This is a genomic window from Halomonas sp. ML-15, assembly GCF_014779595.1.
In the GTDB taxonomy this organism is placed as follows: Bacteria; Pseudomonadota; Gammaproteobacteria; order Pseudomonadales; family Halomonadaceae; genus Franzmannia.
This window is the reverse complement of sequence record NZ_JACXZT010000019.1, coordinates 1,067,852-1,087,402: the sequence shown is the minus strand read 5'-3', so window position 1 is coordinate 1,087,402 and position 19,551 is coordinate 1,067,852. Positions and strand designations below refer to the sequence as shown.

20 protein-coding genes are annotated in these 19,551 nt (G+C 63.8%); 15 read left to right on the top strand and 5 right to left on the bottom strand.

The features are described from left to right. Nucleotides 1-368: 368 nt before the first annotated feature. The 6 genes from IEI94_RS16835 (at nucleotide 369) to IEI94_RS16810 (ending at nucleotide 5,791) form a co-directional block, all read left to right on the top strand. Nucleotides 369-1,265 (top strand): NAD(P)-dependent oxidoreductase, encoded by an 897-nt coding sequence (locus IEI94_RS16835; RefSeq protein ID WP_191168416.1) that lies wholly within the window; start codon nucleotides 369-371, stop codon nucleotides 1,263-1,265. Nucleotides 1,266-1,364: 99 nt separating this feature from the next. Continuing rightward, on the top strand, nucleotides 1,365-2,120 hold the full coding sequence (locus tag IEI94_RS16830; RefSeq protein ID WP_224750297.1) for a GGDEF domain-containing protein: 756 nt from the start codon (nucleotides 1,365-1,367) through the stop codon (nucleotides 2,118-2,120). A gap of 121 nt (nucleotides 2,121-2,241) precedes the next feature. Next, the gene (locus IEI94_RS16825) at nucleotides 2,242-3,087 is read left to right on the top strand and encodes an AAA family ATPase (protein ID WP_191168414.1); all 846 of its coding nucleotides are present in this window, start codon (nucleotides 2,242-2,244) and stop codon (nucleotides 3,085-3,087) included. A gap of 3 nt (nucleotides 3,088-3,090) precedes the next feature. Continuing rightward, entirely contained in the window at nucleotides 3,091-4,269 is a 1,179-nt protein-coding gene (locus IEI94_RS16820; protein WP_191168413.1) for a vWA domain-containing protein, read from the top strand. A gap of 113 nt (nucleotides 4,270-4,382) precedes the next feature. After that, on the top strand, nucleotides 4,383-5,030 hold the full coding sequence (locus IEI94_RS16815; protein WP_191168412.1) for a hypothetical protein: 648 nt from the start codon (nucleotides 4,383-4,385) through the stop codon (nucleotides 5,028-5,030). Continuing rightward, on the top strand, nucleotides 5,027-5,791 hold the full coding sequence (locus IEI94_RS16810; RefSeq protein ID WP_191168411.1) for a DUF3307 domain-containing protein: 765 nt from the start codon (nucleotides 5,027-5,029) through the stop codon (nucleotides 5,789-5,791). The genes IEI94_RS16815 and IEI94_RS16810 overlap by 4 nt, the downstream gene beginning before the upstream one ends. A gap of 23 nt (nucleotides 5,792-5,814) precedes the next feature. Here the strand turns inward: IEI94_RS16810 and IEI94_RS16805 are convergent, their stop codons facing one another. Continuing rightward, a complete protein-coding gene (locus IEI94_RS16805; RefSeq protein WP_191168410.1) occupies nucleotides 5,815-6,384 on the bottom strand; it encodes a helix-turn-helix domain-containing protein in 570 nt (189 codons plus the stop codon). A gap of 120 nt (nucleotides 6,385-6,504) precedes the next feature. Between IEI94_RS16805 and IEI94_RS16800 the strand changes: the two genes are divergently transcribed. After that, entirely contained in the window at nucleotides 6,505-7,725 is a 1,221-nt protein-coding gene (locus IEI94_RS16800) for a benzoate/H(+) symporter BenE family transporter (protein ID WP_191168409.1), read from the top strand. Here the strand turns inward: IEI94_RS16800 and IEI94_RS16795 are convergent. After that, nucleotides 7,722-8,171, bottom strand: coding sequence for a hypothetical protein (locus IEI94_RS16795; protein ID WP_191168408.1), 450 nt, complete (start codon nucleotides 8,169-8,171; stop codon nucleotides 7,722-7,724). The two genes, IEI94_RS16800 and IEI94_RS16795, sit on opposite strands and share 4 nt — an antisense overlap. Nucleotides 8,172-8,330: 159 nt before the next feature. Between IEI94_RS16795 and IEI94_RS16790 the strand changes: the two genes are divergently transcribed. The 8 genes from IEI94_RS16790 to IEI94_RS16755 all read left to right on the top strand — a co-directional run bounded on the left by IEI94_RS16790 (nucleotide 8,331) and on the right by IEI94_RS16755 (nucleotide 17,919). Further along, entirely contained in the window at nucleotides 8,331-8,924 is a 594-nt protein-coding gene (locus tag IEI94_RS16790) for a GNAT family N-acetyltransferase (RefSeq protein WP_191168407.1), read from the top strand. Between the two features lie 200 nt (nucleotides 8,925-9,124). After that, nucleotides 9,125-10,846 carry a proline--tRNA ligase gene (locus IEI94_RS16785; protein ID WP_191168406.1) on the top strand — a complete coding sequence of 574 codons (1,722 nt, stop codon included), beginning with the start codon at nucleotides 9,125-9,127 and terminating at the stop codon, nucleotides 10,844-10,846. Next, nucleotides 10,827-11,420, top strand: a complete 594-nt coding sequence (locus IEI94_RS16780) for a transglycosylase SLT domain-containing protein (protein WP_412030914.1) — start codon at nucleotides 10,827-10,829, stop codon at nucleotides 11,418-11,420. The genes IEI94_RS16785 and IEI94_RS16780 overlap by 20 nt, the downstream gene beginning before the upstream one ends. A gap of 114 nt (nucleotides 11,421-11,534) precedes the next feature. Then, a complete protein-coding gene (locus IEI94_RS16775; protein ID WP_318153417.1) occupies nucleotides 11,535-12,161 on the top strand; it encodes a Cupredoxin in 627 nt (208 codons plus the stop codon). 60 nt (nucleotides 12,162-12,221) lie between these two features. Further along, nucleotides 12,222-14,468 carry an EAL domain-containing protein gene (locus IEI94_RS16770; RefSeq protein ID WP_318153416.1) on the top strand — a complete coding sequence of 749 codons (2,247 nt, stop codon included), beginning with the start codon at nucleotides 12,222-12,224 and terminating at the stop codon, nucleotides 14,466-14,468. A 13-nt stretch (nucleotides 14,469-14,481) separates the two neighbouring features. Continuing rightward, nucleotides 14,482-15,342, top strand: a complete 861-nt coding sequence (locus tag IEI94_RS16765) for a DUF3034 family protein (protein WP_191168403.1) — start codon at nucleotides 14,482-14,484, stop codon at nucleotides 15,340-15,342. 11 nt (nucleotides 15,343-15,353) lie between these two features. Then, nucleotides 15,354-15,797 carry a group I truncated hemoglobin gene (locus IEI94_RS16760; protein ID WP_224750171.1) on the top strand — a complete coding sequence of 148 codons (444 nt, stop codon included), beginning with the start codon at nucleotides 15,354-15,356 and terminating at the stop codon, nucleotides 15,795-15,797. Nucleotides 15,798-15,864: 67 nt separating this feature from the next. Further along, on the top strand, nucleotides 15,865-17,919 hold the full coding sequence (locus IEI94_RS16755) for a putative bifunctional diguanylate cyclase/phosphodiesterase (RefSeq protein WP_191168402.1): 2,055 nt from the start codon (nucleotides 15,865-15,867) through the stop codon (nucleotides 17,917-17,919). 103 nt (nucleotides 17,920-18,022) lie between these two features. Here IEI94_RS16755 and ccoM read toward each other — a convergent pair whose 3' ends face one another. The 3 genes from ccoM to rfaH form a co-directional block, all read right to left on the bottom strand. Beyond that, complete coding sequence (gene ccoM / locus IEI94_RS16750) at nucleotides 18,023-18,166, bottom strand: cytochrome c oxidase subunit CcoM (protein WP_191168401.1); 144 nt, start codon at nucleotides 18,164-18,166, stop codon at nucleotides 18,023-18,025. A gap of 137 nt (nucleotides 18,167-18,303) precedes the next feature. Beyond that, the gene (locus tag IEI94_RS16745; RefSeq protein ID WP_191168400.1) at nucleotides 18,304-18,813 is read right to left on the bottom strand and encodes an FKBP-type peptidyl-prolyl cis-trans isomerase; all 510 of its coding nucleotides are present in this window, start codon (nucleotides 18,811-18,813) and stop codon (nucleotides 18,304-18,306) included. Between the two features lie 36 nt (nucleotides 18,814-18,849). Continuing rightward, entirely contained in the window at nucleotides 18,850-19,398 is a 549-nt protein-coding gene (rfaH, locus tag IEI94_RS16740) for a transcription/translation regulatory transformer protein RfaH (protein ID WP_191168399.1), read from the bottom strand. Nucleotides 19,399-19,551: the final 153 nt, after the last annotated feature.

The following is a 19,551-nucleotide window of genomic DNA, read 5'->3' as shown; positions in this document are numbered from 1 at the left end:
GGCTGCGACTCAGGCGATGAAGGGTGAAACGCCGATGTCTGTGCTTGTCTGCTCTATACATTGCACAGCCTGAGCCAACTTTTTAATAGAGCATTACAAATCAATGCGTTATATAGGCCTTGCGTGCCAACCGCCACTCTTGCCCCGTATCTTTCGTGCTGCTTTGCACCATACAGGGGCTTTTTTTGACCCAAATGCATTACTTCGGAGCATCTGCTGCTTTTAACACAGCATCCAGAGCATCTTGCCGCACCTGCCGCCGATGTCATTACCTGATACTGGCTAGCCACCAACCTGCTCAACGCCTTCACATTGCCGCCCTTGGCGCCTTCGCGCATGCTATGGCTTTTGTCTGTGAGGAGCATGTCATGTCTGATATTCGTCTTGGTTTTATCGGTATCGGCCTGATGGGCGATCCCATGACGCGTCGTCTGCTGGGTGCCGGCTTCGATGTCACGGTCTGGAACCGCACCCCGGACAAGACCCGCCCCCTGCTCGATGCCGGAGCCCAGGCGGCCGCCTCGGTCGCCGACCTGGTCACCCAGGTGGATGTGCTGATGCTGTGCCTGGCCAATACCGCGGCAGTCGAAGAGGTGGTGTTCGGTGCCGGCGGCGTGTCCGAGCACGGGCGCCCTGGCCAGCAGTTGATCGATCTTTCCAGCAGCGACCCGGCGGCGACCCGCGATTTCGCCAATCGTCTCGAGCAGCAGTGCGGCATGCGCTGGGTGGATGCACCGGTCTCTGGCGGCGTGGCCGGCGCCGAGGCCGGCAGCCTGGCCATCATGTGCGGCGGCAGTGAGGCAGATATCGCCTCGACACGCCCGCTGCTGTCGCCACTGGCGGCCCACATCACCCATATGGGCCCGGTCGGCAGCGGCCAGGTCACCAAGATCTGCAATCAGATGATCGTCGGCTGCCAGGCGGCGGTCATCGCCGAAATGGTGGCCCTGGCCGAGGCCAGCGGCGTCGATGCCAGCCGGCTGACCGAAGCGCTGGCCGGCGGCTTCGCCGACTCCAAGCCGTTTCAGATCCTCACCCCTCGCATGGCAGCGAGCGACTTCGATAAACCGGCCTGGCACCTGCGTACCCTGCTCAAGGATCTCGATATGGCTACCGCCCAGAGCCAGCGAGCAGGTAGCGCCACGCCCATGAGCGGCCTGGCCGCGCAACTGCTGCGCGCTCACGCCAACCGCGGCCACGCCGAACACGATCCGGCCACTCTGGTGGAGGCCTATCGGCCTGCTGGCAGCCAAGAGTCGCCGTAATTCACTAAAGTTTGTCGTGTAATGCGCGATAACATAGGGGATAGCCATACAACTACGTATGCCGCTGCAGACCAAGGAGTCGTTCGAATCGTGCCTAACATGCTCCTGGTGACGCTGCTCGCCACCGCTTTCCTACTGTCCGCGGCGGTACTGATACACCTCTTTTACCGGCGACCGCTGCTAGCCCTGCTCAACGCCCTCGACGATGTGCAGCAATATAGGGAGCAGATGCAATTCTGCCAACCGGCAGCCCCCTTGGTCGTTCGTCTGGCACGGCAAGTGGCAGCGCTTCAGAGCAGCAATTCCCAGCTACATGAGCAGGCCGTAATGGATCCACTCACCGAGCTGGGAAATCGCCGCATGCTCGAGCAACGGCTAATGGTCGCACTGCCGATCAGTCGGCGCTGGATGAAAGCCGTCTCTGCACTGATGATCGATGTCGACCACTTCAAGGACTATAACGACCTGTACGGCCATCAGGCCGGCGATGAGTGCTTGATCGAGATCGCCAATGTGTTGCGCGACACCTTTCGTCGTGAAACCGATATCGTGGTGCGCCTAGGTGGAGAGGAGTTTTTGGTGGTCCTGCTCGATGCCAATGCCACGGAAGCCACCCGCCTGGCAGAAGCCATGCGCGGCATGCTTCAGGCCGTGGGCATCCCACACCGCGGTTCCAATGTGGCAGATGTCGTCACGGTCAGCATCGGCGTCTCGACCACCGCTCCTGGGTCGGCATTCGACCTGGAGGATATGATCGCATCTGCCGACGCCGCGCTTTATGCCTGCAAGGCCCGGGGACGCAACTGCGTGACGAGCCATACAACCGCCCCCTCGCAGCAGGCCTTATCCCATTAGTCCCTCCGAGCCGAGATTGCGCACCGATTACTTGCCTCGTGACTGTTGAACCGCTGTTTGTCGCGCCCCCTCGGCTTCCGTACACTTGTTTGAATATTGCCCTGAATGCCGAGGAGTGCCCATGGCTTTTACTTCCACCACCACCTACGTGGCCACCGAGGCCCTCAAGCAGGCGGTGAATGCCGCCGTGACCCTCCAGCGTCCGCTGCTGATCAAGGGCGAGCCGGGCACCGGCAAGACCCTGCTGGCCGAAGAACTGGCGGCCTCGCTGGGTACCCGCCTGATCACCTGGCACATCAAGTCCAGCACCAAGGCGGCCCAGGGCCTGTATGAGTACGATGCGGTGAGCCGCCTGCGTGATTCGCAGCTCGGCATCGAAGGCGTGGAGAACGTCGCCAACTACATCAAGCCCGGCAAGCTGTGGGAAGCCTTCACCGCCGATGAGCGGGTGGTACTGCTGATCGACGAGATCGACAAGGCCGACATCGAATTCCCCAACGACCTGCTCCAGGAGCTGGATCGCATGGAATTCCATGTCTACGAGACCGGCGAGACCATTGCCGCCCGCCACCGGCCGATCATCGTCATCACCTCCAACAACGAGAAGGAGCTACCCGACGCCTTCCTGCGCCGCTGTTTCTTCCACTACATCGAATTCCCCGATCGCGAGACCATGCAGCAGATCGTCGATGTGCACTTCCCCGATATCGCACCGAAACTGGTCGGCGAGGCGCTGGAGGTATTCTTCGACCTGCGCCAGGCCCCGGGGCTGAAGAAGAAGCCCTCCACCTCGGAGCTGGTGGACTGGCTGAAGCTGCTGATGAGCGACGAGCTGGCTCGCGAAGCGCTCTACCAGCGTGATCCCGCCAAGGCGATCCCACCGCTGGCCGGCGCCCTGGTCAAGAACGAGCAGGATACCCAACTGCTGGAGCGGCTGGCCTTCATGATACGCCGCAAGGGTCGCTGAACGATGTTTATCGGCCTGTTCGAGACCCTCAAACGTGCCGGCGTACCGGTGTCGCTGCGCGAGCTGCTCGACCTTCACGCCGTGGTCGAACACGGCGTGGTGTTCGCCGACATGGAGGCGTTCTACCAGGTGGCGCGCACCGTGATGGTCAAGGACGAGCGGCACTTCGACCGCTTCGATCGTGCCTTCGCCGCCTGGTTCGAAGGGCTCGAGAACCTCGACGCCGCCATCGAGGCGCTGATTCCCGAGGACTGGCTGCGCCGCGAGTTCGAGAAGCAGCTCTCCGAGGAGGAGAAGGCGCAGATCGAGTCCCTGGGCGGGCTGGAGGAGCTGATCGAGACCTTCAAGAAGCGCCTGGAGGAGCAGAAGGAGCGCCATGCCGGAGGCAACAAGTGGATCGGCACCGGCGGCACCAGCCCCTTCGGCGCCTACGGCTACAACCCCGAGGGCATCCGCATCGGCCAGGATGGCTCGCGCCACCGCCGGGCGATCAAGGTGTGGGACGAGCGCCGCTTCCGCGACTACGACGACAGCCTCGAACTCGGCACCCGCAATATCAAGATGGCGCTGCGCCGGCTGCGCAAGTTCGCCCGCCAGGGCGCGGCAGAAGAGTTCGACGTCGACGCCACCATCCGCGACACCGCCCGGGACGCCGGCCTGCTCAACGTGCGCATGCGCCCGGAGCGCCACAACGCGGTGAAGGTACTGCTGTTCCTCGACGTGGGCGGCTCCATGGACGACCATATCCGCGTCTGCGAGGAGCTGTTCTCCGCGGCGCGCTCGGAATTCAAGCACCTCGAGCACTACTACTTCCATAACTGCCTATACGAAGGCGTGTGGCGCAACAACATGCGCCGCGGTAACGAGCGCATTCCCACCATGGACGTGCTGCACACCTACGCCAGCGACTATCAGGTGGTGATCGTCGGCGACGCCGCCATGTCACCCTATGAAGTGACCCACCCGGGCGGCAGCGTCGAGCACTTCAATGACGAGGCCGGCGCGGTATGGCTCAAGCGCCTGGCCGACAAGTTCCCCCGGCTGGCCTGGCTCAACCCCATGCCGCCCCGGGCCTGGGAGTACACCCACTCCACCCAGCTGATCCGCCAACTGATCGACGACCGCATGTACCCGATGACGCTGGAGGGGCTGGAAGAGGCCATGCGCGAGCTGGCTCGCTGAGCTGCAATAGCCCTACAGGGCGATAAAACATGAATATAGCCCTTAAGGGTTATTTAGTTGCCAGATAGCCTTTTTCGGCTATCATGAAGGCGACCCTCTCTGGAGCGCCTGCCATGACCCAGCGAATCGCCGTGCTGACCGGCGATGTGATCGACTCGCGCAAGGTCGAGGATCGCCAGCGCCTCTATGCGCTGCTGGACGATACCCTGGCCGAACTGGCCGCCCGCCACGGCGGTCGCGGCGAACGCTTCCGCGGCGACGGCTTTCAGTTGGCACTGCCCAGGGCCACAGCCGCCATGGAGGTGGCTATCGCCCTGCGTGCGGCACTGCTCGAGCACTCCGAGGCCGACCAGCGCTGGGACGCCCGGATTGCGGTGGCGGTAGGACCAGCAAGCTGGCCTGGAGACGACCGGCTCGCCACGGCGGACAGCGAGCCGTTCGTGCGCTCCGGCCACGATCTGGATGGGCTGAGCGAAGGCAGTGCGCACCTGTCGCTGGCACTGCTCGACGACACGGACGATGGCAGCCTGGCCCTGCTGACGCGCTACCTGGACGACATGGTGGCAAGCTGGTCGCGCTACTCGGCCGAGGTGGTCAGGCTCAGCCTGGAGAACGAGACCTCCCAGCAGGCCATGGCCGACCACCTGGGAATACGCCAGCCCAGCGTGCACAAGCGGCTACGTGCCGCCCGCTGGCCACTGCTGGCCGATACCCTGACTTACCTGAGCGAGCGGTTGGCGGAAAAGGATACACAGCCATGAACCCCAACGATCTCTCCCTGCTGATGGGCCTGGTGCTGGCCCACCTGGCTGGCGACTTCCTGCTGCAGCCGCGCCTCTGGGTCGACGAACGGGTGCGTCGCCTGCACCGCTCGCGCCACCTGCTCTACCACGTGCTGGTGCACGCCGCCCTGACCGCCCTGGTGCTGGTGATCGCCGCCTGGCTGCTGCCGGGCTCCCCCGGCCTGCCGGGTGTGCTCGCCGGTACCGCCGCAGTGGCCGTCAGCCACTGGCTAATCGACCTGGGCAAGGCGACGCTGCCCCCCGGCCGGCTGCGCTGGTTCCTGCTCGACCAGTTGCTGCACCTGCTGGTGCTGTGCGCGGTGTGGCTGGCCTGGCTCGGCAGCCTGGCGCCACTCGAAGCTCTCGGCGCCTGGCTGCTCACGCCCACGGTGCTGGGCGTGGCCACCGCCTACCTGCTGGTGACGCGCCCCTTCTCGTTCGCCATCGCCATGTTGATGAAGCGCTGGAGTAGCCAGCTCGAGGATACCGGCACCCTGGCCCAGGCCGGTGCCCGCATCGGCATGCTGGAACGGCTGCTGGTACTCTCCCTGGTGCTGCTCGACCAGCTGACAGCGGTAGGCTTCCTGCTGGCCGCCAAGTCGGTGCTTCGCTACGGCGACCTGCGAGAGTCAAAGGACCGTAAGCTGACCGAGTATGTGCTGCTGGGCACCCTGGTGAGCGTGGCATCGACCCTGGTACTGGGGCTGCTCCTGCGCTTGCTGATGGTCGGCTCTGCCTGAGACTGGCCTACCCAAAGGGCAACTCACTCACCAGCGACCGCTCCCGGTAGATAGTGGATCACATCATGGAAACGCATCACGCTATCGCCGAGGTTCTCCATCACGTGATGACGGTCAGCCTGGAAGCGCAGCCCCTCTCCGACGCCGAGACGACGCTGTTCGCCGTCGACGCTAAAGCCCAGGGCACCTTCCACCACCACGATGTGTTCGACCACCCCGGCGGCATGGGGCGTTGATTCGCTGACCGCCCGAGGTGCCATCTCGATCTCGAACATCTCGAAGCCCAGCAGCGGATCGAAAGGAAATAGCAGCCGCGCCTGCATGCCCACTGCGTCGCGACCCCAGCGAGTCTGACCCACGCCCCCTGACATGCCAGGCTCGCCCGGGGCGGTGAATAGCGATGAGAAAGAGACCGCAAAGCCACTGGCGATTTTCCACAGCGTCGCCACCGTGGGACTCGACTCCCCCCGCTCGATCTGGCCCAGCATCGCCTTGCTGACGCCAGTGGCCTGAGCAGTGCGATCGAGGCTCCAGCCGCGGGCCTGGCGAAGCGCCTTGAGCCGACCGGCAATATGCCCAGCAATGTCCTGCATGGTGACTCCTCTGCAGCAACTGTCTGACGCCACTTGTGCGTTATAACGCACAAGTGGTAGTGTGCGGCGCATTGTACGTTATAACGCACACCCACCCAAGTCGATCCCATGGGAGTTCGTATGTCACAGCCGCCTCTCGCTCAGCAGCACCACTCCCCGGCCACCGCCAGGCGCTCCCTGTGGCAAGACATCAGCCTGTCGAGCATCACCGCCGGCCTGGTAGCGGTGTTGGTCGGCTACGGCAGCTCGGCGGTGATCATCTTCCAGGCCGCCGAAGCAGCCGGTGCCAGCGAGGCACAGATAGGCTCCTGGCTGTGGGCACTGGGTATCGGCATGGGGCTGACCTCACTGGGACTATCGCTGCGCTATCGCATGCCGGTGCTCACCGCCTGGTCGACGCCCGGCGCCGCCCTGCTCGCCACCAGCCTGCCAGGCGTGCCCATGGAGCAGGCTATCGGCGCCTTCCTGTTCTCGGCGGCACTCATCACGCTGTGCGGGGTCACCGGCCTGTTCGGCGCACTGGTCAAACGCATCCCCGCCTCGCTGGCCGCTGCCCTGCTGGCAGGGGTGCTGCTGCGCTTCGGAATGGATGCCTTCGTAGCACTGGAACAGCAGTGGCTGTTGCCACTGGCGATGCTGGTCACTTACGCGCTGAGCCGCCGCCTGATACCGCGCTATGCGATTGTGGCGGTGCTGCTGATCGGCGTAGGCGTATCTGTGGGTCAAGGCCAGCTGTCGCTGGCCGGCGTGCGACTGGTGCCCACCGTGCCAGTGTTCACCGCACCTGAGTTCGCGCTGTCGGCACTGATCGGCATTGGCATACCGCTGTTTGTGGTCACCATGGCAACGCAGAACCTGCCCGGCATCACGGTACTTCGGGCTGCGGGCTACCCCGCCCCCAGCTCACCGCTGATCGGTTGGACCGGCGCCGCCACCCTGGTGCTGGCACCCTTCGGCGGCTATGCACTCAACCTTGCCGCCATCAGTGCGGCGGTCTGCATGGGGCGCGACGCCCATGAGGATCCCGCACGCCGCTATACCGCCGGCGTGGCAGCCGGGGTCGGCTATCTGGTGATGGGTATCTTCGGCGCCACTGTCACGGCGCTGTTCGCAGCCTTTCCAGCGGCACTGATCATGGCATTGGCGGGACTGGCGCTGCTCGGCACCATCGGCAACGGGCTGGCCGGCGCGGTGGAAGACGCCAGTCAACGCGACGCCGCCGTCGTGACTTTTCTATTCACTGCCTCAGGCGTGACGCTGCTGGGAATCGGCGCGGCTTTCTGGGGACTGGTGGCCGGCATGGCCATGCTGGCCATCGGCGGGGTCAGACATCGTCGCTAGAGCGCTTCGAGCCGCACCGCATCATCGACGCCCGACATACGCACCAGTGCCAGCGCCTCGTCGAGGCTCTCGACCCGCTCGGCCAGCAGCAGTTCATGATCGAGCTCGACCGGCTTGCCGAGGTGCTCAGCCAGCATCTGCTCGAGGGTCGCCAGGTCGAGGTCGTCTTCGAACGGCATGCTGTCGATCTGCGCCTGATCCCGGTCACTGGGCAGATAGATGGTGCCGTTGGAGAAGTCCACGGCGTAGGCCACGGCGCCGGGAATGATGAAGAACAGCAGCCCCACACCATTGGCCAGCGCGATGCGAGGATCGATGTCGCCGCTGGTCTGCCCCTTGCGCTCCGGGTGCAGCAGCGTGCCGCAGCCCGCCAGGGCCAGTACACCGGTGACAACCACAAGCCGAGTCAGCCAGCGCCGCAGCAGCGCACCCGTGATGGTGATCATTATCGCTTTCCCCCTGCGTTATTTTTTCGAAGCCTACCACACTCCCACTGTCTGCGCCTGGCGACGCCCCTGGCGCAACCTGTGTCGCCGTGGGGATTGGCGCTAGGCGGCCGGGCTGCTAGCGTGCACAGGAAATACGCAAGCCGTGAGGAAGCGCCTATGCCGGCCGTCACTCTGAGCACCTGCCAAGGTAGCGCCATCGCCCCGCATCTCGACGCCCTGGCGCGGCTGCGCATCCGCGTGTTTCGCGACTTCCCCTATCTCTATGATGGCGACCTCGCCTACGAGTCCGACTACCTGGCCCGCTATGCCGACTGCCCGCGCAGCCTGTTCGTGCTGGCCTTCGACGACGAGGCTCTGGTGGGCGCGGCCACCGGCATGCCATTAGCCGACGACCTGGCCGAATTCCGCGCGCCCTTCGAGCAGGCCGGCATCGATATCGGCAGCGTCTTCTACTATGGCGAATCGGTGCTGCTATCCAGCTACCGCGGCCGCGGCATCGGCAAGGCGTTTATGGCCGAACGGGAGGCCCATGCCCGCCGCGAGGGCTTTGCCAGCGCCGCCTTCTGCGCCGTGGAGCGCCCCGACGACCACCCGTTGAAGCCCGACGACTATGTGCCGCTGCACGGCTTCTGGCAGTCGCGGGGGTATCAGCGGGACCCCGCGCTGGCCACCACCTTTCACTGGAAGGATATCGGTGACGCCGAGGAGACCCATAAGCCGATGGTGTTCTGGCTCAAGTCGCTGAGATGATTCCCTATGCTGATGAGTGGCACCGAGTACAGGTTGAGAAGGAGCATACGGACGAGGGGGCCCTGGCGGCATCACTCGGGGCTGCTCCGTCGACAGGGCCTTTTGCCGCCACTCACGGTTGGCCGTACAATGCCCCAAACGCCGCCACCGCGGCACGCCGACTCATGTCACGCCCCATGCTGGAAGGAAACGCCGGACCCATGCGCGCCACCCAACTGCTGCTCTCGACCCTCAAGGAAACCCCCGCCGACGCCGAAGTGATCAGCCATCAGCTGATGCTGCGCGCCGGCATGATCCGCCGCCTTACCTCCGGCCTCTATACCTGGCTGCCGCTGGGACTGCGCACCCTGCGCAAGGTCGAGCGTATCGTGCGCGAGGAGATGGATCGCGCCGGCGCCCAGGAGGTGCTGATGCCGGCAGTGCAGCCCGCCGAACTGTGGCAGGAGTCGGGCCGCTGGGAGCAGTACGGCCCCGAGCTGCTGCGCCTCAAGGATCGCCACCAGCGCGACTACTGCGTCGGGCCGACCCATGAGGAGGTGATCACCGACCTGGTGCGCAAGGAGATCAATAGCTACAAGCAGCTGCCGGCCAACTTCTACCAGATCCAGACCAAGTTCCGCGACGAGATTCGGCCGCGCTTCGGGGTGATGCGCTCCCGTGAATTCATCATGAAGGACGCCTACTCCTTCCACGTCGATGAGGCCTCGCTGCTCGACACCTACCAGGCGATGTACGACGCCTATGTGCGCATCTTCACCCGCCTGGGCCTCGATTTCCGCCCGGTACTGGCCGACAACGGCTCGATCGGCGGTACCGGCTCCCACGAGTTCCATGTGCTGGCCGACTCCGGCGAGGACGCCATCGTGTTCTCCACCGAATCCGACTATGCCGCCAATATCGAGAAGGCCGAGGCGCTGCCGGCCCCGCTGGGCACTAAGCCGGAGCGTGCCATACCCAGCGAGGAGCTACGCCTGGTCGACACCCCCAACGCGCGTACCATCGCCACCCTGGTGGAGCAGCACGGCCTGCCCATCGAGAAGACCATCAAGACGCTGATGGTCGAGGCCGCGGAAGGCGGGCTTATCGCCCTGCTGGTACGCGGCGACCATGAACTCAACGAGATCAAGGCCGAGAACCTGCCCGAAGTAGCCACCCCGCTGAGCATGGCCACGGAAGAGCAGATCCGCGCCGCAGTGGGCGCCGGCCCCGGCTCGCTGGGTCCGGTCAATCTCGATATGCCGATCATCATCGACCGCTCGGTGGCGCTGATGAGCGACTTCGGTGCCGGCGCCAATATCGACGGCAAGCACTACTTCGGCATCAACTGGGAACGCGACGTGGCACTGCCCAAGGTGGCCGACCTGCGTAACGTGGTGGAGGGCGACCCCTCGCCGAACGGCAAGGGCGAGCTGGCCATCAAGCGCGGCATCGAGGTAGGCCACGTCTTCCAGCTCGGCAAGAAGTACTCCGAGGCGATGAACGCCACCGTGCTCGACGCCAACGGCAAGGCAGCTCATCCGTGGATGGGCTGCTACGGCATCGGCGTGACCCGCGTGGTGGCCTCGGCCATCGAACAGAACCACGACGCCGGCGGCATCATCTGGCCCGACGCCATCGCCCCCTTCGAGGTGATGCTGGTGCCGATGAACGCCCACAAGTCAGAACGCGTCCGCGAGACCAGTGAACGCCTCTACGCCGAACTGCGTGCTGCCGGCCTCGACGTACTGCTCGACGACCGCGACACCCGCCCCGGGGTCAAGTTTGCCGATCAGGAGCTGATCGGCATCCCCCACCGGCTGGTGATCGGTGACCGCAGCCTCGACAACGGCGAGCTGGAGTACAAGGGCCGCCGTGACGACGCACCGACCATGGTGCCTGCCGAACAGATCGTCGACTTTCTGCGTGAGAAGGTCACGGGCTAACCCCGCCGCAGCCGCCCTGTTGGCGGTTGCGCTGTATAGCTCGGCCCCGGCGACGCTGGCCGAGCAGCGCCATGCCGTCACCCCAGGGCTGCGCGCGACGCTCGACGGTGTGCTCGAAGAGGCACCCAGCGCAGCCCAGATATGGGCTTCCCGCCAGTGGCGTAGCGCCATGGAGCCGCGTCTGGCGCGCTTCGTTCCCGATCCTGAGACCCGTGGGCTGCTGCTCGAGCGCATCTACCAGGAGGCGCGACTGGCCGGTCTAGCCCCCGAGATCGTACTGGCGGTGATCCAGGTCGAAAGCGTCTTTCAGAAGCAGGCGGTCTCTTCCGCCGGCGCCCAGGGGCTAATGCAGATCATGCCATTCTGGATAAACGAACTGGGGCGCCCGGCCGACGACCTGTTCGATCCCCTGCTCAACCTGCGCTATGGCTGCACCATCCTCGCCCACTACCTGGCGGTGGAGCGAGGCGACCTGACCCGTGCCCTGGCGCGCTATAACGGTAGTCGCGGTGAGACCTGGTACCCCGAGCGAGTGATGCGCGCCTGGAAACGTCATTGGTGGATACAGCGTTAAGCCGCAGAGGGTGACAGCACACAGGCAATACACCACCATCGCTGTTCAATTCATACATTCTGCTGACCGGGGCAATTCGCCATGCGCTCTGCTTTCATATCCCAGCGGTTAGCAGTGATATTCACGACTCTTCTGCTGTCCAGCCCCGCCGGGGCCACACTGCTCACCGTCAGGGATGCCGATAACGGCGAGTTGTTGCCCAATGCGGTGATAGAAGTCCACGTTAGCGGAGCGCCGGGCCGGCCAGGCGTCGACGACGACATCATCCAGCGCGACGCTGCGTTTCACCCGCATGTCTCGGCCGTGCCGGTCGACAGCCGTATTCGCTTCCCAAACCAGGACAGTACCCGCCACCACGTCTACTCCTTTTCACCGGCCAAGGTCTTCGATCTCAATCTCTTTCTGCGCGATACGCCGCCTCCCGTCACCTTCGACCAGGCTGGGGTCGTGGTTCTTGGCTGCAACATCCATGATCATATGCAGGCCTTCATTGTGATCAGCGACGCCACCCACGTCGGGATGACCGAGCATGACGGTCGCTGGCAGGTGCCCGACCTGCCGGCCGGCGAGCATCGCGTGAGGGTCTGGCACCCACGCCTCGACGACAGCCACCAGCAGTGGCATGAGTTCTCTATTAACGGCGCAGATCAGCAGGATATTCTCCTCACCCTGACAGCCTCGCCACCGCCGCCCTCTGAACCTTCGGCGCTGCAGCAGCGATTCCGTGATGCCACCCAGTGACGACAAGCGGGCGCCGCTGTGAGCTTTCGAGGCCGCCTGCTCAGTGTAATGTTGCTCGTAGTGGTGTTTTCACTCACCGTAACCGGTGGCGCCTTTATGCGAGTGGTCTATCAGGATGCCCTTGCCAAAGGTGAGCATGACCTGGAAGTAGGCGTAAACGTACTGCAGCAGATCCTCGATGAGCGCGGCCAGCAGTTGCGTAGCAACGTGGCGATCCTGGCCGATGACTTCGGGTTCAAGAGCGCCGTGGCCACTCAGGATACCGATACGCTGCGCACGGTATTGGCCAACCACGGCGATCGCGCCGGCGCCGATATGGTCCTCCTCAGCGACCTCTCAGACACCTTGCTGGCCAGCAGCCACCACCCTGCCGGAAGCACGCTACCGTTTACCGACTTGCTGGAGCAGGCGCAGCAGCAAGGGGCGGGGGTTGATGTCATCGTCGAAGCCGGGCAACCCTATGAATTCGTGCTGCTCCCGGTCCGCGCGCCAAACCTGATCGGCTGGGTGGGCATGGGCTTCTTGATCGATGAGGCGCTGGTCGAAGAGATTCATAATCTTACCCGCCTGGACATCAGCGTTGTCGCCCAGCCAAGCGGAGACACCCCCTTCTATCTTGTCAGTTCGCGGCGTGACCTGACCGACCGAACCACGCCGATCGACATCGCGGACGACCCCAACTATCTGACCCGCGAACTGGCCCTCAATCTGGCCGGCCCACAGCAGACCCTCGCCCTGGTGCAAGTGTCGCGAGAGAGTCTCTTGGCCGCCTATCGCGACCTGCAGTGGCAGCTATTAGCCATCGTCGGCTTGATCCTGCTGCTGACCACCGCTGCTGCGGCCTGGAGCGCCCGCAGCATGAGCCTGCCACTGACGCGGCTGAGCGATGCTGCTCGACGCATAGGTCTTGGCCAGCGCCTCGAGACGATTGACGTCTCCCCTCGGGGCGAAACCGGCCTGCTGGCCGGCACCTTGCTGTCGATGCAGGCCGATATCGACGAGCGCGAGCGAGCGCTGCTGCACCGCTCGCGCCACGACCCGTTAACCGACTTGCCCAACCGCAGCAGCGCACAGGAGTGCATCATGGCGCTGATCGGACAAGGACAGCCCTTCTCTCTGTTGCGCCTGGCTATCGAAAGATTTGGCGATATCAACGACACCTTCGGCTATGCCCTGGGTGATAGGGTACTGATTACCCTTGCCCAACGGCTTGCACACCTGCCCTCCTCTGACTTCCAGGCCTTTCGTCTCAGTGATGATGAATTCTTGCTGCTGGTGCGCAACCTGGCCCTGCCCGCTGGCTGGCAGGACACGCTGCTGAACGATCTAAGCGAGCCCATTGAACTGGATGCTTCACCGTTTCGCCCATCACTCACCGCCGGGGAGTCGCATAGCCCCGCCCACGGTGAAGATCCTCACTTGCTGCTGCGACGCGCCGACATCGCCCTCGAGACAGCACGTCGTCAGCGCAGCGCCTGGCAGCGCTACCAGCCCGGACAGGACGAGCAGCATGTTCGCCAGCTGCGATTAATACGGGACTTGCAGGAGGCAGCCAGGGATTCCCAGCTGTGGATGGCCTATCAGCCCAAGATCGAAGCCAGCACCGGAAAAGTGAGTCAGTTCGAAGCGCTCATGCGCTGGCAGCATCCCAGTCTTGGATTCATTCCCCCAGACGAGTTCATCACCCTGGCCGAGCGGTCGGGCAACATCCGCCTGCTCACCCGCTGGATGATTGACAGCGTGTGTCGCCAGCTCGCCGAATGGCGCAGCAACGGGCAGACTCACTCGGTAGCCATCAATCTGTCTGCCGAGGACGTTATTGATCCACAGCTTGGACAGCATCTGCTCAGCGTGCTGGCGCATTACGACCTCAACGTCGAGCAGCTGAGTCTGGAAGTGACGGAGAGTGCCGTGATGCAGGACCCCGCGCTTGCCCACCGCTGTCTGTCCGAGCTTCGACAGGCGGGTCTTACGGTGGCAATCGATGATTTCGGCACTGGCTATTCATCGTTGGCGCAGCTCAAGCAGCTCCCCGTGGCCGCCTTGAAGATCGACAAGTCATTCGTCATGTCGCTGGATACGCAGCCAGACGACGTGGTCATCGTGCGCTCGACCATTGATCTAGGGCATCGCCTGGGGCTAAGTGTCGTCGCCGAGGGAGTGGAAACCGCTGCCATCGCTGCCATGCTGCGCGAGTTCGGCTGCGACGAGCTGCAGGGCTATTTGATTGCCAAACCGCTCCCGGGTCATGAGGTCGCCGCCTGGCTCGATCACTATCACCCCCGCGACATCCTCGGCTTGGCGTAAACTGGAGACAGTGATGCGAGTGACCCGCTTACCTCGATATACCCTATGGCGCTGCGTGTGCGCCACTCTGCTCACCGCACTCTCTCTCAACGTCTCGGCCGGCAGCCGCCTGCTCGGCACTGGCGGCGTCAGTCAGATCGAAGGGGCCGCGGGCGGCGGCCTGTCTCCCTGGGCGGTGCTTGCCGGCACAGCCAGTAGCGGCGAAGTGGGCCTGACCACCGTGGGAACCCGTGCCTGGTTAAACGATTATCGCCTGAGCGTCGGCGGCGTCGGGCTCAATCTGCATGATCGTCTGGAGCTGTCACTGGCGCGCCAGCGGCTGGATCTCACCACCCTGGGTGGCAAGCTCGAACAGAACATCGCTGGAGGAAAACTGCGACTCTTCGGCGATCTGCTTTATCACCCGTGGGGCATCTGGAGTCTGGGTCTCCAGCACAAGTGGCTGGAGGAAGGCGACCTCGCCCGGGCGATCGGTGCCAGCGACACACGCGGCACAGACATCTATCTGAGTGGTAGCAAGCTATGGTTTTCCGCCATTGCCGGTCGCAACCTGGTGACCAACCTCACGCTCAGGCACTCCGCCGCCAATCAGGGAGGACTGCTTGGCTACGGCGGGGATCAGAAAGACTCAGCCTCGCTGCTCGTCGAGGGGGCAGTGGGACTCTTTATCACGCCCAGCTGGATCATCGGTACGGAATACCGACAGAAACCCGACAATCTCTCTTTCGCCGCAGAGGACGACTGGCAGAGCCTTTACAGCGCCTACTTCTTCACCAAGCAGGTATCAGTCACGGCTGCCTGGCTGGAGCTGGGCTCAATTGCAGGTCTCAATGATCAGCGCGGCGGGTATCTCTCGCTTCAGCTCGCTTTCTGAGGAGAAACAGCTTGCTACACCGCTCTCGCATCATGCTGATAGCCGTCCTTTCAAGCGCCATGCTGATGGCCGCCGGCTGCACGCTTCGCCAATCCTCTCCCCCCCTTTATGCCGACTTGGGTGGCGAATCAGGCATTTCAGCGGTGGTGGAAAATCTGATGTATCGGATTGCCGATGATTCGCACATTGTTGGCTTCTTCGCCAACACCAATATCGACCTCTTCGTGGCCTCGCTGGAGCAGCAGCTATGCGATATTAGCGATGGTCCCTGTGACTACCAGGGGCCTCCCATGGACCGTGCACACCAGCATATGGGGCTCGATAACAGCCACTTCAATCGACTCGTGGAGCATCTCGATGCCGCCATGATCGACGAGGGCCTGTCGCTGCAAACCCGCAACCGATTGTATGCGCGCCTGACGCCGCTACATGGCGAGATCATGCGCCTGCAATAGTTGAAGCGCGGCTGTCTGCTGCTGACTACACTGAAAGCGCCTCAACGCAGGTCGTTCCAGGATGCACATGCCCGATCACCCCAATCACCGCAGCCCAAGCCCACTGACCCAGCGCCGTCTGATGGGCCTGCTGTCGGGTGCCCTCGGTGTCGGCGTAGCGCTCATCCTGGTCATCAGCTGGCAGGTTTCGCGTCACATGGGCATGGGCACCGGCCTGGCCTGGCTAGCCGGCGGCGCGACGGTGCTGTTCGCCGGATCGCTGCTGCTTGTCCGTGAGCTCGGCCGCCAGCGCGAGGAGCATCGCCGCCTGGAGCGCGAACTGCATGACTCACGCCAGCGCCTGCTCGCCCAGCAGCAGGCCTGGCACGAACTGCGCGACCTCCAGCAGGAGGCTGGAGACAGCGACTTCTACACCAGCGTTCTGATCTCCACGACACGACTGATGAACGTATCGCGGGTCAGCATCTGGCTGCTGGACGATGAAAGCATGACCTGCGAAGCCAGTCTCGATGACACTCAGGTTGGCGAGCAGCTGCCCATCGAAGACCTCCACGGCTATCTGGAGGCGCTGCGCGACTCCCCCAGTCTGGTCAGCGGCGAAGCGCAGCAGGACCCGCGGCTGGTCTGCCTCAACGACTACCTGATACAGCACGGGGTGGTCTCGATGCTCGATGCCGGCGTCTTCGTCGGCGGCGAGCTGCGCGGCATCCTGTGCTGCGAGTCCCCGACCCCACGGCGCTGGCATGCCGAAGAGGTCAGCTGTCTACTGGCCGTTTCGGGGCTGATTTCACAGTTTTCCGAGTCGCTGAGGCGCCGTGAGGCGGAACAGGACCTGTACCGCTATCTGCACCACGACGACGTGACCGGCCTGCCGACCCTCAGGGGGCTGGACACCCGATTGGAACGCCACCTCGAGGCCGGCCGCTTTCATCTTGGGGTACTGCGAATTGGTGGACTCAGCCAGATCAATGAAACCCTTGGTCAGCGCGGCGGCGACGAAGCACTGAACCTGCTCGCCCAGCATTTGCAGCGCTACATGTCCCAGTCGCTGCCCGGTATCGACCTGGCGCGCCTGCCCTCCAACCGAGTCATACTGGTCATGCCCGACACCAGCCGCGACGTGGTGCATCAGCTGCTGGCAGAGCTGCTCGGCTCCCTCAACGCTCACCCCTGGTGGGTCGCCAATCAGGCGTTCCAGTTGCAATTCGCGCTTGGCGTCGCCAGCTACCCGGACCACTCCGACAACGTCGAGCAGCTGCTGCAGCGCGCTGAGCTCGCACTCAAGGAGGCGCGCCATGATACCCGCCACTTCGTGGCCTTCTATGCCAGCGAGCTGAGTGCATGGCAGCAGCAGCAGAACCTCCTCGAGCGTGAGCTGCGCGAGGCCGTCCGCAGCCAGCAATTCTGCGTCTACCTGCAGCCGCAGTTCGACCGCCAGGAAACGCTCAGAGGCGCTGAGGTGCTGCTGCGCTGGCAGCATCCAGAGCGGGGCCTGATCAGCCCCGGAGTCTTTATCCACGAGGCCGAGCGCAGCGGCCTGATCCGCTCGATAGGCAATTGGGTACTGGAACAGGCCGGACAGCTGCTGGCCGGCCCGCTGGCCAACACTCCACTCAGTCTGTCGGTCAACGTCTCGGTGCAGCAACTGCGCGACGAGGATTTCGTGCCACGTATTGCCAGGCTGATGCACAAACATGCCATCGCCCCGGGTCGGCTGACCCTCGAGGTGGTGGAGTCGCTGCTGCTGTCCCCCGGCATCAGCCTGCAGCTCAAGGCGCTCCGCGACCTGGGCGTTGAACTGTCCCTGGATGACTTCGGTACCGGCTACTCATCGCTACGCTATCTGCAGGATTTTCGTGTCGATGAAGTCAAGCTCGACAAGGTGTTCATCGATGTCCTGCAGCAGGCCGAGGATGCGCCATTGGCCAGATCGATTATCGCTCTGGCCAAGACGCTGGGACTCAAGCTGGTTGCCGAAGGCGTGGAGACCCCGTTCCAGCTGGAGTATCTTAGCCGACAAGGCGTCGATCTGGTCCAGGGCTATCATCTGGCGCGTCCCGAGCCGGTCGTGGACTTCCTGACGCGCGTGCAGGCTGCCCCCTCGCTGCTCAATCACGGTTGACGCAGCGGCGACAAAAAAAGCCGGCCCAAGGGGCCGGCTACAGGGGGCTAGGCCCCCTACCCTGACGACGCGGTGAAGGGCGCAGGTGGCGTCGCGATGGCGACTACTCTGCGCGACCTTGATCCGATTTGCCGTGCTTGCCATGGCGCTTGTGATCGTGAATCACGAACCCCACCCAGCCGGCCATGAAAGCGACCACCAGGCCAACGGTGACCAGTCCGAAAATTACGGCGTCATCCCAGTACATGGCGTGTCTCCCGTGGCGTATGTGATGTGGTCACTGTAGCCAGCGGGGTCAGGGGGGACCCTGACCTGGATCAAGTTTGCGCGGCCGCTACCCTACGATGGCCATCGCCCTTGATCCAGATCAGTTTTAACGGCGGGTCACGGCTGCTTGCGGTCCTCGACCTGGGTGTGGTCGACACCCTCGTCCAGCGGATGTCCCTTGGCCAGCTCGGCGCGACTCGCTTCGCGGACACTGAGGACCTCGAGCCGATAGCTCAGACGCCCACCGGCCAGCGGGTGATTGGTATCGATCGTCACGCGCTCCGGGCCTACCTCAACCACGGTGACGATCTGCGGGCCGGCGTCGCCCTGAGTCTGGAAGCGCATGCCCGGCGCCAGGTCGTCGACCGGAAATGCTCCTCGGGAGACCTCCTGAACGAGTTCCTCTTGGCGCAGGCCATAGGCCTCGGCGGGCATCAGCGTGACGTTCAACTCGGCGCCCACGGCCTGGCCGTCGAGCGCGCGCTCGAGGCCGGACACGATATTGTCATGGCCGTGCAGGTACTCCAGCGGCGTGTCGCGTCCGCGGGAGTCGTCGAGCACCTCGCCAAGGGCATTCTTGAGCACGTAGTGCAGGCGTACCACACGCTGGGGCGCGATGGTGGTCATGGTGTCTCCTTTGCAACATAACGGGGATCGGCGGCGTCAGCCATCGCGTCGCAGTTGGCCGACCGGCATCTCCAGACGCTGCTGCTTGTGCAGCATGGTCAGCAGCACGATGGCACGCTCCTCGCCTTTATGGGACTCGAATACTGCCTTGAGATCGCGGAACGGGCCGTCGGTGATCTCGACGCTCTCGCCGGCGCGAAAGTAGACATTCACCTGTGACGCAGCATCCGCGGTATGGGCGGCCTGATCGCGCAGCAGCTGCACCAGAGCATCATCCACTGCCAGCGGTTCGTGACCGAAGCTGACCAGCTTGAGCACGCCACGGGTGGAGCGTATTGGACGCCAGTTGCTGGCCAACCGGTCGAGACGAATGAATAGATAGTAGGGGAACAAGGGCTCGGCGACCCATACCAGTTTGTCGCGGCGCTTCTTCTGCACCTCGAGGACCGGATGAAAGACCTCATAGCCTTGATTGTCGAGGTGTTCAGCGGCGCGAAACGACTCTCCCCCCTTGCACTGGATAATGTACCAGCGCGGAATGGCATCGGAGGACAGATCGCTTGGGTCATCGTTGAATTCGTGCATAGGGCTCCTGCGCTAACCGGCCGAATGTCGCTGGCGTCTGCTCTGCGGCTCTGCAACAATCGCCGCAAGTGATCGGCGGCCAAAGCCTGAGTTTACCACTCCTGTCAGCCGTCTTCCGCCCTGCAATGCGTCCCACGGATCGGAGAGACTGCC

Bases quoted from the DNA above. Each gene is read 5' to 3' on its own strand.
- IEI94_RS16835 (WP_191168416.1), top strand. From the start codon at position 369: ATGTCTGATATTCGTCTTGGTTTTATCGGTATCGGCCTGATGGGCGAT.
- IEI94_RS16830 (WP_224750297.1), top strand. From the start codon at position 1,365: ATGCTCCTGGTGACGCTGCTCGCCACCGCTTTCCTACTGTCCGCGGCG.
- IEI94_RS16825 (WP_191168414.1), top strand. From the start codon at position 2,242: ATGGCTTTTACTTCCACCACCACCTACGTGGCCACCGAGGCCCTCAAG.
- IEI94_RS16820 (WP_191168413.1), top strand. From the start codon at position 3,091: ATGTTTATCGGCCTGTTCGAGACCCTCAAACGTGCCGGCGTACCGGTG.
- IEI94_RS16815 (WP_191168412.1), top strand. From the start codon at position 4,383: ATGACCCAGCGAATCGCCGTGCTGACCGGCGATGTGATCGACTCGCGC.
- IEI94_RS16810 (WP_191168411.1), top strand. From the start codon at position 5,027: ATGAACCCCAACGATCTCTCCCTGCTGATGGGCCTGGTGCTGGCCCAC.
- IEI94_RS16805 (WP_191168410.1), bottom strand. From the start codon at position 6,384: ATGCAGGACATTGCTGGGCATATTGCCGGTCGGCTCAAGGCGCTTCGC.
- IEI94_RS16800 (WP_191168409.1), top strand. From the start codon at position 6,505: ATGTCACAGCCGCCTCTCGCTCAGCAGCACCACTCCCCGGCCACCGCC.
- IEI94_RS16795 (WP_191168408.1), bottom strand. From the start codon at position 8,171: ATGATCACCATCACGGGTGCGCTGCTGCGGCGCTGGCTGACTCGGCTT.
- IEI94_RS16790 (WP_191168407.1), top strand. From the start codon at position 8,331: ATGCCGGCCGTCACTCTGAGCACCTGCCAAGGTAGCGCCATCGCCCCG.
- IEI94_RS16785 (WP_191168406.1), top strand. From the start codon at position 9,125: ATGCGCGCCACCCAACTGCTGCTCTCGACCCTCAAGGAAACCCCCGCC.
- IEI94_RS16765 (WP_191168403.1), top strand. From the start codon at position 14,482: ATGCGAGTGACCCGCTTACCTCGATATACCCTATGGCGCTGCGTGTGC.
- IEI94_RS16755 (WP_191168402.1), top strand. From the start codon at position 15,865: ATGCCCGATCACCCCAATCACCGCAGCCCAAGCCCACTGACCCAGCGC.
- ccoM (WP_191168401.1), bottom strand. From the start codon at position 18,166: ATGTACTGGGATGACGCCGTAATTTTCGGACTGGTCACCGTTGGCCTG.
- IEI94_RS16745 (WP_191168400.1), bottom strand. From the start codon at position 18,813: ATGACCACCATCGCGCCCCAGCGTGTGGTACGCCTGCACTACGTGCTC.
- rfaH (WP_191168399.1), bottom strand. From the start codon at position 19,398: ATGCACGAATTCAACGATGACCCAAGCGATCTGTCCTCCGATGCCATT.